9 protein-coding genes are annotated in these 14,840 nt (G+C 56.2%); 3 read left to right on the forward strand and 6 right to left on the reverse strand.

Annotated features, from left to right (window positions below; translation table 11 throughout):
* Window position 1: 1 nt before the first annotated feature.
* From HYT31_00595 to HYT31_00610, 4 genes are all read right to left on the reverse strand, one after another.
* Entirely contained in the window at window positions 2-1,063 is a 1,062-nt protein-coding gene (locus HYT31_00595) for an NAD-dependent epimerase/dehydratase family protein (GenBank protein MBI2050286.1), read from the reverse strand.
* Window positions 1,064-1,176: 113 nt separating this feature from the next.
* Window positions 1,177-3,255 (reverse strand): S8 family serine peptidase, encoded by a 2,079-nt coding sequence (locus HYT31_00600; GenBank protein ID MBI2050287.1) that lies wholly within the window; start codon window positions 3,253-3,255, stop codon window positions 1,177-1,179.
* Window positions 3,256-3,257: 2 nt separating this feature from the next.
* Window positions 3,258-3,929 carry a hypothetical protein gene (locus HYT31_00605; protein ID MBI2050288.1) on the reverse strand — a complete coding sequence of 224 codons (672 nt, stop codon included), beginning with the start codon at window positions 3,927-3,929 and terminating at the stop codon, window positions 3,258-3,260.
* 5 nt (window positions 3,930-3,934) lie between these two features.
* On the reverse strand, window positions 3,935-6,262 hold the full coding sequence (locus HYT31_00610; protein MBI2050289.1) for an O-antigen ligase family protein: 2,328 nt from the start codon (window positions 6,260-6,262) through the stop codon (window positions 3,935-3,937).
* 92 nt (window positions 6,263-6,354) lie between these two features.
* Here HYT31_00610 and HYT31_00615 point away from each other — a divergent pair, with 92 nt between their 5' ends.
* Both HYT31_00615 and HYT31_00620 read left to right on the forward strand, forming a co-directional pair.
* On the forward strand, window positions 6,355-8,136 hold the full coding sequence (locus HYT31_00615; GenBank protein MBI2050290.1) for an efflux RND transporter periplasmic adaptor subunit: 1,782 nt from the start codon (window positions 6,355-6,357) through the stop codon (window positions 8,134-8,136).
* Window positions 8,123-11,281: an efflux RND transporter permease subunit gene (locus HYT31_00620; GenBank protein MBI2050291.1), complete on the forward strand. Its 3,159-nt coding sequence runs from the start codon at window positions 8,123-8,125 to the stop codon at window positions 11,279-11,281. The genes HYT31_00615 and HYT31_00620 overlap by 14 nt, the downstream gene beginning before the upstream one ends.
* A gap of 110 nt (window positions 11,282-11,391) precedes the next feature.
* On the opposite strand, the gene HYT31_00625 is transcribed toward HYT31_00620, so the two are convergent.
* Together HYT31_00625 and HYT31_00630 are read right to left on the reverse strand one after the other, a co-directional pair.
* Window positions 11,392-12,531, reverse strand: a complete 1,140-nt coding sequence (locus tag HYT31_00625; GenBank protein MBI2050292.1) for a hypothetical protein — start codon at window positions 12,529-12,531, stop codon at window positions 11,392-11,394.
* A 39-nt stretch (window positions 12,532-12,570) separates the two neighbouring features.
* Window positions 12,571-13,284 (reverse strand): hypothetical protein, encoded by a 714-nt coding sequence (locus HYT31_00630; protein MBI2050293.1) that lies wholly within the window; start codon window positions 13,282-13,284, stop codon window positions 12,571-12,573.
* Window positions 13,285-13,472: 188 nt separating this feature from the next.
* On the opposite strand from HYT31_00630, the gene HYT31_00635 reads away from it, so the two are divergent.
* Window positions 13,473-14,837, forward strand: coding sequence for a sugar transferase (locus HYT31_00635; GenBank protein ID MBI2050294.1), 1,365 nt, complete (start codon window positions 13,473-13,475; stop codon window positions 14,835-14,837).
* Window positions 14,838-14,840: the final 3 nt, after the last annotated feature.

Raw genomic sequence — 14,840 nt, forward strand, 5'->3', positions numbered from 1 at the left:
GCTACTCTTTCCTGTCAAGCGTGCTCTCCTCCCACAAGCCCTGCTGCTCGTAACTGGATTTGACGCTGCGCATGTACTCAATGGTTTCTTTGAGCCCTTGTTCCATCTTGACCACCGGAAACCATCCGAGCGAATCTTTGGCGCGTTTGATGTCCGGAAGACCCTGGTCATGCATGTCCGGCAACGGCTTATCAAAAATGACCTTGGATGCGGAACCGACCAGGGTGATGACCTGCTCGGCGATGTCCGCAAGATGGTGCTCCTCATCGCTCCCGATGTTCACCGGCCCCTGCTCTTTGGGGAACTCCATGAGCTTCAGGATGCCCTCAACCGTGTCCCGCACGTAGCAGAACGTGCTCGCTTTTTCTTTTTCCCCGTAGATGGTGATGTCGTTCCCGTCAATGGCAGCGGCAATAAAATCCGGAATGTGCCGCCCCTCGGCCATGATCATGCGCGGCCCGTACGTGCTGAATATGCGGGCTATGGAAACGTCAACTCCTGCCTGATCGCGGTACACCGTGCACAGGGCCTCGCTGAAGCGCTTGCCCTCGTTGTACGCGGCGCGCGAGCCAACCGGGTCAATGAACCCCCAGTAGTCTTCCTTGAAGTGCCCGTCCTCGGGGGGCGGGTCGCCGTAGATCGCGGATGACGAAAGGTGTACAACCCGCGCGCCATACTGCTTGGCAAGGTCAAGCACGTGTTTGGCGCCCAGAGAGTGCACGAGCGCAGTTTCCATGGCAAAGCGCTTGGGGTCTTTGTACGAGGTCGGGGTCGCGCAGTTGTAGATCTCCTGGATGCCCGCGAACTCAACCTCAAACACTTTCAACTCCGGGAACCGTACCAAGTTAATGGACTCGGTGATGTCGTGCCGCAGAAATTTGAAATTCGGCAGTGCTAGCTGCCGCTCAATGTTCATCACGGTGCCCGAAACCAGGTTATCAATGCAAATCACGTTCACGCCCGCATCGGACGCGAGCGCCTCGCAGATGTGCGAACCGATGAACCCCGCCCCTCCCGCAACAATCACATTCTTTTTTTTGAATACTCCTTGAGTGTTTGACATATAGTAACGCAGTAATGAATTTTCAGGGGTACAAATTTCGTAGCGAGAATGATGAAGCGAAGCTTCCCTTCGGAGCGGAGAAATTTCGTACCCCTGACAATTCATTGCCTAATCTATGTTCCAACATTCACCCCCCCCTTATAACCATCTTCAAAAACTTTGAACACGGAATCCTGCGCAAAGTCAACGCCGAACTTGCTGAACACCCGTACCTCGGTAGCCCTGCCCCGGCCTGACCCCGCGATAATCTCTGCCGTAGCATCCGCATCCACATTTCCGACCGCGAGGTTGGTGCCGCCCCGGAACGAAGGCTCAAATGCGAAGAACTGGGTTTCCACGTCTCCGTTTGATGAGAACACGCGCACCTGGGGCCCTCCCCCGAACCCGGCCGCGGTGACCACTTCAAGCGCCCCGTCCCCATCCACATCCCCCACCGCAACATTGAGGCCTCCGCGGAAGAACTTGGGATACGCGAGCCATGATGCCTCCTGCACTCCCATCTTATCAAAAATCTGGACCAGCGGCAACGAGCCGCCTCCGGTACCTGTAATAACCTCAACTTCGCCGTCTTTGTCAATATCAGCCGCTTGCACCGTAACCCCGCCGACCAAGCCGTCTGCTGTAACTTTGAATGACCATTTGATTGCGCCGCCTTTGTCAACGATTTTAACCTCGCTTGAGAGCCCGGAGCCGGCTGATGCCACAATCTCGTCAATTCCGTCTTTGTCAAAATCAGCCACTGCCACGTGCACGCCCCCGCGGAAATGCGAATCATACGCAAAGAACTGGCCCTCCACTTCCCCGCGAGTATTGAATATGCGCACTTGCGGCCCGCCTCCACCCCCTGCTCCGGTGATGATTTCCAGCTCCCCGTCTCCGTCCACGTCCCCGGAAACAACTTCAGCGCCGCCTCGGAAAAACGCGGGGTAGGCGCGCCACGAAAATGCCCCTTCTCCGCCCGGCCCGGACATACGCACGTCAACGGTGCGGTTCTGGCCGGATGAGGCAAGAATGCGCTTCGGCGCTTGCGAAATTGCTGAACGCGCCGGTGATGCGGTCCGCTTTGAGCCGTCCCCCGCTGTTTCAGCGGCTTTCTTGACTGCTGCAGCCGCGTTCAAAAGCCCGGCGCCGAGCTGGCCGCCATAGATGCCGTTGGCACGATCTATGTTTATCGCGGTCTCGCGGACAATGGAAATAACTTGGCTGTTGGAGAGCGTTGGGTTTATTGACTTCATTAAGCCCGCAACTCCAGACGCAATAGGTGCGGCGACTGACGTGCCCTGCCAGCCTCCGCGGTACCGGTTCTCAAAATCTTTGCCTAAAGCCGGGTCATAGAGCTGGGGCCCGGCAATGCCGTCCCCCGGCGTGTTGATGTCAATGCACGAAAACCCGTAATTGGAAAAATCGGACTTAGCGTTGTTGCTGCCGAGAGACCCCACGCCCAGGACGCGGTTTGCGCCTCCGTCCAAACACACCGGGTACAAAGGCCTGAAATCCAGGTCCCCTGCAATAAACCCACTGTCCGCGTCATTGCCCACTGCCGCAACCAGGATCACGCCCGCCTCGTACGCCCGAGCCACAGCATCGGAGAGGGCCGCGTCCGTGAGCGCTCCCACAAAGCTCATGTTGATGATGTCAGCCCCGTTTGCCACGGCATAATCAATGGCTTTCGCAATGTGCGCGGTGTCGCCCTCGCCGTTTGAGTCCAGGGCGCGCAAAGCCATGATCTTGCAGGTCCAGCACACCCCGGCCAAGCCGATCCCGTTGTTGGTGGCAGCAGCCGCGACCCCAGCCACGGTGGTGCCATGGTTTGCCCCGCCGAACGTATAGCCATTCCCAAACTTCGGGTGCGGATCAGAAACCTCATCCAAAAAATCCCAGCCGTTCAAATCATCAACATAGCCGTTCTGGTCGTCATCAATGCCGTTGAGGGGTTTTTCCCCTCGGTTGAACCACATGTTTCCGATGAGGTCAGGGTGATCTGTGTCCGTGCCCGCGTCAATCACCGCAATAATGACGCCGCGCGACCCAGTAGTCAAATCCCAGGCTCCGGGAAGCTGTATCTGGTTAAAATCCGCTGCCTGTTCCTCGGCATAGAACGGGTCATTGGGCGCCACAGCCGCGAACGCAAAAACCGGCGCGAGCAGGCCCGCAATAGAAGCAAGGAGCAGTTGTGGCGCTCGCTTCCGCATAGTTACTCTCCAACGCCCAGCGCGCGCCCGAGCCGCTCAACGTGCGCGGCCGCATCTTTATTGTCCGGCTCCGCAACACTCACCTCGCTCCAGTACACCCATGCCTGCCGAATGTCGCCGCGGTCTTCCAAAAATTGCGCGTACTCTGCCCAGATTTCAGGGCTTGCGGTGTAGTCGCTCGCGGCCCGAAAAATGTTCTCAAGCTCGTCCGATCTCCCTGGGAAATGGCGCTTGTAGAGCGTAATCAGCGCTTGGAACGGCTTGGGGTCGCGCGGCTCAAGCTGGGTTGCGGCGCGGAGCGCGCTGTTCGCATCCTCAAAACGCTCCATGTCGCCGTATAATATACCGAGGTGCATGTAGACGATATAATCGCGGCTGTTGATTTTGAGCGCTGATTTGAATGCCCGTTCCGCAGCCGAAAGCCGCCCGAGCTTTTGTTCCAGGATGCCCATGGAAATGCGAGCATCAACGTCTTGGGAATTTTCAAGTGATTTTTGGCGCACGCTTGCAAGTTCAGCCTCAAGCTCTTCGCGGTATTCGTCCGTAATGTTGGGCAGAACCACAACATCCGGCTTTAGCTTTTGGTATGCTCCAAACCCGGCTCCCCCCACGAGCGCCAATGCCCCAAACGCGCCCAGAGCGAGTATGATTTTTTCTTTCTTCTTAAGCCGCATGCCCGTTACTCACTGATAAAATCAGCGGCCCCGCTTTTCACTTTTTGCACAAAATCATCAACCTGGCCTTTGAGCGATGGATCAGCGGCTACCACGTCCTCTGTCGCAACAATGGCTTCCTCGGTTCTTCCCATCTGCGCGAGAGTCGCCGCAACTTTTGCGTATGCATTGCCGCTTCCAGTATCTTTCGCGACTTTTTGGTAAAGCCGGAGCAGGCGCTCCCAATCGCCCTGCCCTGCAAGCGCGGAAGCGACCGGCTGGGCTTCGCTCTCGCTCCGAAACGTGTAGCCCGCGGAAAGGGCTGCGTCCGCGCTTGCAATGCCGGGCCCATACTCGCCTGCCTGCAGGTACGCGAACGCCAATAACCAATGGGTTATCCCGTTGTCCGGATTAATCTCTGTGGTCGCAACAAGTGTGCTAATTCCCTTTTCTCGGTCGCCCATAATCAAGTAGGTGTTCGCGAGCGAGTGGAACACCTGCTGCCGCGCGCTCCCGAGTTCTGCCGCCTCCGTAAGGATGCGTTCGGCTTTCTGCAGGACGCGTCGCGAGGCTTGCGCATCCTGCTGTTGCCGCAGTACCTCGCCGTACACGTTTAACGTGTTCCCGTAGGAGAGCAAAAGCCTCACGTCCTTGGGATTGCGCTCAATAATCTGGTCAAGCGCATCCATAAGAAACGAGTACCCGCGCTGTAGTTCCGCAACCGTCAGTTCCCCGGAAAGAGCGCGTTGGCCTAGGTACTGCGAGAGCTTGATGCCCACTTCGCGGCTGTCAAAACCGGAAAGTTCAAAAATTGTTTTGTAGCTTTCCATGGTTTTTGAAAAGGGCTGGGCCTGCGCGTACGCAAGGTTCGTAAGCAACAGCCGGTTGTGGGTGACGAGCTTGATGTTGCCCGCGTATGCGACCGGCGCCATGAGCCCGAGCGCTACCAGCCCGCCAACCCACCAGTGCCGCTCCGGAATGCGGGGAAGGAATTCGCGCGCCTGGTCAAGAGTTCCGGAAAGCAAGCGCCCAAGCGCGCCTCCCGCGTCCCCGGCTTTGCCAGTGCGCGCCACAATGTAGCCAACGAGCGCCGTAAGCATTACGTACGAGCTGACCGTATCAAACACAAATAAATTCTGGATGAAGTAGCCGGCCAGAAACGCCAGAATAACGAGCGCTTCCATGCGGTGTTCTAGCTCGCGTACGCCCATCCGGTACAAGCTGTATGCGAGCGCAATCCCCACCCCAAGGTACGCAAGCAACCCGAAAATGCCCATGGTCACCGCAACCTCAAGCACCATATTGTGCGCCCGATCCCACCAGGTCTCATCCCCTACAAGCCCGTAAAACGCGGGGTCAAAATACTGGTTAAACACCACGTCAAATTTTTGCGGTCCCACGCCCAACCAGAAGTTGTCCTTAAACCCGGCCACAGCCCCGCGCCAGGAAACCAAACGCGTCTGGATGGTTGAGTCAGCCAGGTCAATCCTAAAGAGCCGGCCGAAGTTCTGGGTCACGAGTGCGCTCTTGCCCACCAAGCCATAGAGCAAGGCGAGCGCCACAACGAACGCGAAAAATCCCTGCCCCACCCTGCGTTTTATGCGCGCGGTAGTGCCCCACAGGAGCGTGCCTAGGAAAAATATAATAACCGAAGCAATAAAGCCGAGAAACGCGCCCCGCACTCCAGTTAAAAGGTACGCGCTAAAAATTAAAACCAATGCAGCTCCGGCCGAGCCGCGCCACCACATGCCGATTGAGCGCTCAATGATTATGATCAGCGCAAAGGTAATGTTAAACAAAAGGTATACCGCGAGGAATGCGGGATTTGCAATGGTGCCGGTAATACGGCCGAGGTCAGTTTCATAAATAGTCAAGGGCCCAAACGTTGCAACCCCGGCGCGCTGCAGGAACCCATAGCCCGATATCAAGCTTGCCGCGGCAATGGACCAAGAGAGTAGCACGAGCCAGTCCCTGCGGCTCCGCAGTACGCTTGGAGCGATAACAATCACAGCCCAGTAGTGCAGCCAGCTGAAGATGCCATCCATGCGCTCGTAGTTGCCCCAAAAACTGTAACTGAAGTTCTCGCCCGCAAGCGAAGTCAAAAGCACCAAGGCCGCGAACACAACCAGCGCCGCATACGCCACATGGTAGCGCGGCCGGAACGCCGGTGACAAGATTGCCAGCGCAACATATGCAACCACTGCGACCTCAATCAAAAGCCGAAAGTACACGGCTTTCGGAAAAATGGCCGGAAAAAAGTAATCAGCCGAAAGCAAAAGCGGCGCCAAAACCGCAAGGCACAAACACGCCTTAATAATCCGTGCCAATACTCGCTCAATGGTTGCCTGGTGCATTGCTTAATTGTACCCAATCCGCGGCCCCTATGCAAATGGGGTACCTTGATTTTTGCACGGCGCTGTGGTATAGTCCATTACTTGATTATTGTATGAATTTCGTCAACGCCATGCCAAATAAGGAAAAACGGCTCAAGCGCCTCCGCATTGCCATGTTCGTGGTTGGCACAGCGCTCGCGGTTGCCGTGGGAGCCGCCGCAAAACAAGCCTTACAGCCAAGCAAGGCATCTGACGCGCCAGCCATATCAGAGCTTAAAACCATACAGGTCAAAACCATTTCAGTCGGCGACCAGGCCTCGGGGGAGATTGTTTCCACGGCTGGCGTGGTAACCGCAAAGACTAAAATTGATGTGTCAGCGCTTGCCGGAGGCACGGTGCAGGAACTGCTCTTTAGTGTGGGCGACAGCGTTTCCCCGAACCAACTGCTTGCGACTTTGTACGACGGCAGCACGCTTACCAGCTACCAGACTACCAGCGCAAACTACCAAAACGTGGCGCAGTCCGTTGCCGCAGCCAAGCAATCCGCCCAAGAAGCGGTAAGGCTGGCCCAGATTTCTGTTGAACAGGCGAACCAGTCCGTTGCAAGCGCGGAAACAAGCTTGGCGAGCGCCGAGGAAAGCTACCAAGCCACCCTGCCCATCCACGAGCAGCAGTTAAAAAAAACCATCCAGGATGCCCTGGTTTCGTACCACACGAACCTTGCAGGCGTGCAGGCAAGCTTGGATGACATCAACTACATCATACGGGCCGAGGGAACGGGCCAATTGGAAGATATTTCACCCACGCTCTCCATAAACGACCCCGCGTCCCTGGTTCGTGCGCGCGAAAGCTGGAAAACCGCAAAAGCGGGCTATAACAGCCAGATTCTCCGAGAAACTTCCGAGGAAAACATCAAAGAGCGGCTCGCGGAGCTCGCGGGCGTACTCGGGCAAACGCTCGCAGCCGCCAATGACGCGGTCGCGGTATTGCAGTACACGGCTCCGAATTTCCTGTTTACGGAAAGCGAGCTGAAGGCCGAGCAAACCGCAATGGTCAGCTTAAAGACGGGCGTGGCCCAGAACAGAGCATTGGTCACGATCAGCCTTGACGCAATTGGCGCTATAAAAACCAGCCAGCAAAAAGAGCAAACCGCGCTCCAAAACGCCGCCAAAACCGCGGAAAACCAGCTGGAGGCCAGCCGCATTGCCCGCGACTCCGCCGAAGCCCAGCTTTCAAGCGCCCGTGCGGGCTACGACCGCGAGCTTGCGGGCGCCCAAACGTCGCTCAATAGCGCGTCTGGAAGCCGCAACCTGGCGTCCCAGGCAGTTGCGGATTTGTCCGTGCGCTCGCCCATCAGCGGCACGGCCACGGCGCGCTACGTTGAAATCGGGACCAAAGTCGCGCCCGGCCAAAAAATCGCCGAAGTGTCGCAAACTGATTTGGCCGCCATTGAAGTAGGGCTCTCCCTTGAACTGGCCAAGCGCGTCCGGATCGGGGACGCCGCGGTGATAGAGGGAACCTTCTATGGAGTCATAAGCCGCATTGATCCAACCGCAGACTCGTTCAGCCGGAAAATCAATATGGAAATCGCCTTTGACAACACTAACAAGGACCTCATTCCGGAAACGTTCGTCAACGTTGAAATTCCGCTCGCCCCCGCAAACAAAGAAACCAACGAAAGCGTCCTTGTTCCGCTCAAAGCGGTTTCCATTGCCCCAGCCGAGCGGTACGTGTTTGTCGTGCAAGAGGGAAAAGCGAAAAAAGTCCTCGTTGAAACCGGGGCAACCGCAGGCCTTGACATTGAAATCACGAGGGGGCTCGCACGGGGAGACGAGCTGATTGTTGAAGGGAACCGCGGGCTCCGGGACGGGCAAGAGGTGTATGCTGACCAATAACCACCGCAACAAAGCAGAGCGCGAAGCGAGGTCGCTATTCGGATTTTTCATTGCCAAATTCCGGCTCACCTACCTCATTCTTGGGGCAATCATCCTTCTGGGCTCGTTCTCGCTCTTCACCCTGCCGCGCGAAGCTGACCCGGAAGTCCAAATTCCTTTTGCCGTCGTGAGCGCCGTATACCCGGGTGCCACACCCCAGGATGTGGAAGCCCTCGTCACGGACAAACTGGAAGACAAAATAGCAACCCTGGAGCAGGTGCGCAGGTTCACCTCAAGCTCAAACACGGGCATCTCCTCCATCTTTGTTGAGTACGAGGCCGAAGCAGACCTCGCGGAAAGCATCCGCAAGCTTGAGGACGCGGTGAGCGAGGCCGCGCCGTCCCTGCCCTCGGACGCCCTTGACCCCGTGGTCACCGAGATACGCGCCAATGACTTCCCGATCGTCACCTACAGCCTGGTGGGCGGCTATAGCGGCCAGGAACTAAAAGATTTCGCCGAAACCCTGCAGGCCGCATTTGAAAACATCAGAGGAGTTTCCAAGGTTCCGATTCTCGGGGGAACCGCGCGCGAATTCCAAATCATCGCGGATCCCGCGCGGCTTGCGAACTTCGGCATCTCCTTGGGCCAGGTGGCTGGAGCAATCGGAAGGGCCAATATAAACGTTCCCGCGGGCAGCATTGATATTGACGGCTTCTCCTATAACGTCCGCGTGCAGGGCTCTTTCCAGGCCGCCGAAGAGCTCGCGGGCGTGGTCATCGCAACCGCGCAAAACACTCCGGTGTATGTTTCAGACGTTGCCCGGATTTTGGATACCACGGCGTCCAAGCGAACCGAATCCCGCATCGGTTTTCCGGGCCAGGAACCCCAGAACACCATCTCGCTCCAAATTTTCAAGCGGACCGGCGGCAACATTTTGGACATTGTTGATGAATCCAAGGAGGCCGTGGAAACCCTGCAGGCGAACCAATCGCTCCCCAACGGGCTGCATGTTGAAAAAACCAACGACAACGCGGTCTTCATCAGGGACGATCTCGCAACGCTCGGAACAAACGGCATCCAAACCATGCTCCTGATTTTCATTCTGCTCGCCCTGGTCATCGGGTTCCGTGAAGCCGTGATCACTGGGCTTTCGGTCCCCATTGCGTTCCTCGCGGCGTTTATCGCGCTCCAGATCCAGGGCATGACCTTGAACGGCATCGTGCTCTTTGCATTGGTGCTCTCGCTCGGGCTTATGGTTGACAACTCAATCGTCATCATTGAGGGCATCAACGAGTTTATGGAAAAACACGGCATGAATTCCCGGGACGCGGCCTTGGCGAGCATTGCGGCCTACAAGTGGCCCATTGTATCCGGAACCCTCACCACGGTTGCCGCGTTTTTGCCCATGCTCCTCGTTTCCGGCATTGTGGGAGACTACCTCTCCTACATGCCGAAAACAATTACCTGGACCCTGCTCGCCTCCCTGTTCGTGGCGCTCGTGATCCTGCCGACCATTATCTCCCGCGCCCTCAAGAACGGCACGAAAAAAATACAGGCCGAAACTCGCCGAGGCATTGTGCATAGGCTCATTGAGAGCAACAAAGAGCCCTACGCCCGGCTCCTTGTAGGCATCCTGCCGAGCAAGAAAAAGCGGCGCGCCATACTCGCGGCTGTGTGGGTGCTCTTTATGGTAAGCCTTGCCCTGCCTATTTCCGGGCTCATGAAAATAGAAATGTTCCCCCGGATCAACTTGGACTACTTCGTCATCAACGTGGAACTCCCGGAGGGCAGCGTGCTCGCCTCAACGGACCGCATCACGCAAGCGGCGGAACGCGTCGTCGCCCGCATTCCGGAACTCAAGAACTACGTCACCAACCTCGGCACCTCGGCTTCGCTTGGCCTTACGGATGCGTTCTCATCAGGAGGCGGAGACTCCGGCAACCGCGCAACCATCACGGTCAACCTTGTTGATAAAGGCGAGCGCGAGCGCACGAGTTTTGCAGTCGCGGATGCGGTCCGCAAAGAGCTTGAAGCAATCCAGGGCGGGACGGTCCGCGTGCAGGAATTGTCCGCAGGGCCCCCCACGGGCGCGCCCATTGAAATGCGCATCATCGGCAACGACAGCGAGGCGCTCGCCGAGGCGGCGCGCGATATCACTGCGGCGCTTGAAAGTATCCCGGGCGCTATCAATGTGGAGACGAGCATCAGCGAATCCCCGGCTGAATTTACCTACACCATAGACAAGCAAAAAGCCAACTACTACGGCCTGGATATCGCGGCCGTGGCCGCCTCCGCGCGCACGGCCATTTTTGGGGCCACCGCGTCCACAGCAACCATTGCCGGGGAAGACGTTGACATTATGGTCAAGTATGATGATGCGGCGTTTGGCACCAGTTCAAGCCTGGAGCACATCATCCTGGAAACGCCGTCCGGAGCCGCCATTCCCCTCTCCTCGGTGGCGCGCCTTTCGCTTGAGCCCGCTTCCGCATCCATCAGCCACCGCAATGGCGACAAAGTCATAACCGTGCGCGCGGAGGCAGCTGAGGGAGCGAGCGTGCCGGGCATTCTTGACGCCTTCAACCAGGCGCGCGAGGGCAGTGCCCTGCCCGAGGGCATAAGCCTTGAAATCGGCGGGGAAGTGGAGGATATCCAGCAGTCGTTTACGGAAATGTTCTACTCCATGATCCTTGCGGTGCTCTTGATCCTCATCATTCTGGTGCTGCAGTTCAATTCGTTCCGCCAGCCGTTCATCATCATGTTCACCCTGCCCTTGGCCATGATCGGCGTTATCGCGGGCTTGATGGCAACGCGCCAGCCATTTTCGTTTCCCGTATTCATTGGCCTGGTCTCGCTCGCCGGCATCGCGGTCAACGACGCCATTGTGCTGATTGATAAAATCAACAGCAACATCGCGGAAGGCAAAGAATTCCTGGATGCGATCATTGATGCCGGCACCTCCCGCGTCCAACCCATACTCTTAACGACCTTCACCACGGTGGCGGGCATTTTTCCGCTCATCTGGTCCAGCGAGCTCTGGCGCGGCTTGAGTATTACCATTGTGTTCGGCCTCCTGTCCGCGACATTCCTGACCCTCGTCATCATTCCGGTCTTGTATGCGGGATTCGGCCGCAAAGAAGCGCTGGCGCGCCAACTCGGCGAACACTAAAACGATTGTCATTGCGAGGAGGCGTACTCGCCGACAAAACAATCTTACCAATCAAAAACAGCCTGCCGAATCGGCGGGCTGTTTTTATAACATCAAACTATACTTTCTGGCTATCTGGTCGCGCCGCTGTAGGCGATCGCCCGCACCGCGTCCCAGGCAGTTGCAGTCTCGGGAGTGCGCTTAAAGATTGCCTCATAGCTCTTGATGGCTGCCTTTTCGCTGTCCAACTTCCGGCCGCTCGGGCGCAAGCCATACGCCATCACCACCACTGCGGCGTCATCCCGCGCATTGGTCCGCACCGGAGCGCGCTTGTAGATGACTCTAAAGTTCGCTTCTGCGGTTGCCTCGCGGTCCGTATCCGTCTGCCCGGGCCAGCGGCCGTTTGCGATCTTTACCACATCTTCCCAGTCAGTATCGCTCGCCGGCAAACGTCCGAACGCTTCTTTGAACGAGTTCACGACTCCTCCGCGCTCACCTGCGCCCAGCGTGGTGGTCGTCGGCGTCCCGTAGGTCACGAAACTCACCAGTTTTTCCCGCACTGCGCTTGAAACGCTCGGCTCGCTTGCCACAACCTTGCTCACGATTGATTTATCATACGAAGCCTCTTGCGCCGCATCAACAACCTTGTTCACTCTGGCCGCAATGTCCGCTTTCAGGCTCTGCGCGATGCTTGCGGCGTCTGACTTGACATTCGCGAGGTTCGTGTCCCCTGAAGCCGCAGGAGCTGATGCCGCCGGTGCTGCAGAAGCTGACTCGCTAGTGGTCAATTCTCCTGTTGTCGGATTGTACGTCTGTTGGGTTGTTTTGCCGCCGCCGCCACCTCCACCTCCGCCGCCCGTGGAAACGCCGCCTCCGCCGCAATCATTGGAACGAGGAACCACTGTATACGTCGCAGCTGTAGTGGGGAGCGTTATTTGAGTGGTTCCCGGGTTGCCGTTTCCGGAGCACGTAACCTTGATGCCGCTGTTATCAATTTGAATTGACCGCACCGCAACATCAGATGAACCAACATTGAACGTGCCGGGATTGGTAACGCTGAACGTGCCGCTTGAGAATGACCATGATTCTGTTGTGGAGCCGCTGAAGATAATCATGTCTACCGTAGCGCCAGTTGTTGCGTCAATAGTAACGCCGGTTACGGTAATGTTCGCGTCTGCTGTAAAGTCCGTGGTTGCAGCCTGAACGGCAACACTGAACATAAGCGGAGTAATAAGCAGGGCGACCAGCGCTGCTATGGATATTTTTCTCATAGGTATGTGTTATGGTTACTCTTCATGAATACCTATGCCTTAGAAGCAACTGGTGGTGGAAGTCGCCCATCCGCCGAGCGTGTTGTCCACATCCGGCCACATGTAGTAGTTAATAACCGTACCATCGGCTTTGTATGACTTAACACGGAAGCAGGGCAAACCCACATCAATAGATGAAGTGGCGTTTGCTTGCGGATCGCCTATCGAAAGCAGTGCCTGCGGAGTGCTGGATCCGATACCGACCCTATCAGCCGATGCATCAACCATGAATAAATTATTGAGTGAATCACCCTCCCACCTCAAATCAGCAAAAGCCAGAGAATCTTCATTGCCAACAGTCACGCCGCTTGCATTAATAGTAAGTAATTCCGCGGTAGTTGAACCAACCATGAAAGCCGTCTTCCCTGCTGCCGCTTGAACCGCGAGCGTGGCATTTGGCGTGGAGCTTGCAACGCCCACATTGCCGCCATCCAGAACCGTAAAGACCTCGGTTTGCCCGTCAATTATATTCACCAAATCGCCGGTGCTGGAGTTGTATACCGCAAACGTGGTTGATGATGTGGCGCCATTAACTGTCAGCGGGGTGTCGGCGCTGGCGGTTATGTCAACAATACCCGTGGCAGTAACCGTCCCGGTTGAGACATTGTTGCCGATGGTGGTGGCCGCACTGGTCATAGTAACCACAACCAAGGCAACAAAAAAAGTAGCCAGCGCACTCTGCAGAGCTACTCTCGTGTGTTGTTTTATTTTCATATGCATTTGGTTAAGCATAGTTTAGCTTTAAGCGTTTTAATAAAATTGTGGATAAATATTTTTATCCATATCCAGTATACCATATTCTTGACAGTCAAGTGAAAAGTTATCCACATAGTGAACAAATTAAGTCCAAGCGCACTCAAGCTTTACAAAATGCAAAAAATTGGGTAGATTAGTGATGTTGTATGACTGAAAAATTCCGACAATTTATCCTGTTTTTGGGGGATATTGCACTTCTTTATGCCTCTCTGTTCCTGGCGCTCTCCGCAAGAAACCAGTCCATTATCTCGGGCCAAGACTGGTCAAGCCACTGGCCCGTGTTTTCCATTGCCTTTGCCATTTGGATCATTATCTTCTATATCACCGGGGTCTATGACCTCAACAACATCAGGAACGATTTGCGGTTCTACGCCACCGCGAGCCAGGCCATGGGAGTCAATATCCTGCTTGCTATTGCCTTTTTCTACGTTCTCCCGCAGGCCCAATTGGCCCCTAAAACGATTCTGGTGCTGAATGGAGTGTTGTTCTTTGTCCTGTTCGTGGGCTGGCGCCAGCTCGCGCATAGGTGGATTTCCAAAACCGCGCTCAAGCGCAATGTGCTCATTATCGGGGAGGGCGCCATTGCCCGGGAACTCACCGAGCTTCTGGACCACAACCCGCAGTTCGGGTACCAGATTGCGGCGATTTTGAACCACAACGCAAACGACCACCACGGGAACCTCGCGGACTACCGCGACCCGGGCCAGCTCTCCGGAGTGCTCGCTCATCACCGCATCTCGGTTGTGGTGCTGGATAGCGAAGGCCGGAAATCAAAACAGCTCATCGCTAACCTCTACCGCCACTTGGGCGAACCTTTGGAATTTATCGCCCTGGACCGGTTCTACGAGGCAATCGCCAAGCGCATTTCCCTGGATACCATAGACCAGTTCTGGTTCCTGGAAAACCTCCAGGAGGGCAAAAAACGGCTCTACGACCTTGGAAAACGCACGGTTGATATGGTTGCCGCGGCAATCGGCCTTGTGTTCGGTATTGCCTTGATTCCGCTCATAGGCCTCATTATTTTGATATTCCACGGCAGGCCCGTCTTTTTCACACAGACGCGCCTGGGTAAAAACGCAAAACCATTCCGGGCCATCAAATTCAGGACCATGGTCCCAGACGCGGAAAAGCACGGCCCCCAGCTCGCGGTAAAAGACGACAGCCGCGTCACTAGGCTCGGCAGAATCCTGCGCAAGAGCAGGCTGGACGAAATTCCGCAGCTGTTTAATATTTTCAAGGGCGAAATGAGCTTTGTGGGCCCTAGGCCGGAGCGGCCTGAATTCGTGGAACAACTGGAACGGGACGTGCCGTTTTACCGCGAACGTTTGCTTGTAAAACCGGGCTTGACTGGCTGGGACCAAATCTCCGGGGAATACCACTCCGCAAGCCGGCCTGACTCCTTGAAAAAGCTTCAGTACGATCTGTACTACATCAAAAACCGTTCTCTATTCCTGGATATCACCATCATCCTTAAAACCATTAAAACCGTGCTCGCCGGAGCCGGGCGCTAACCT

It is taken from the genome of Parcubacteria group bacterium (assembly GCA_016181765.1).
GTDB lineage: Bacteria > Patescibacteriota > Patescibacteriia > UBA2169 > UBA2169 > CG10-46-32.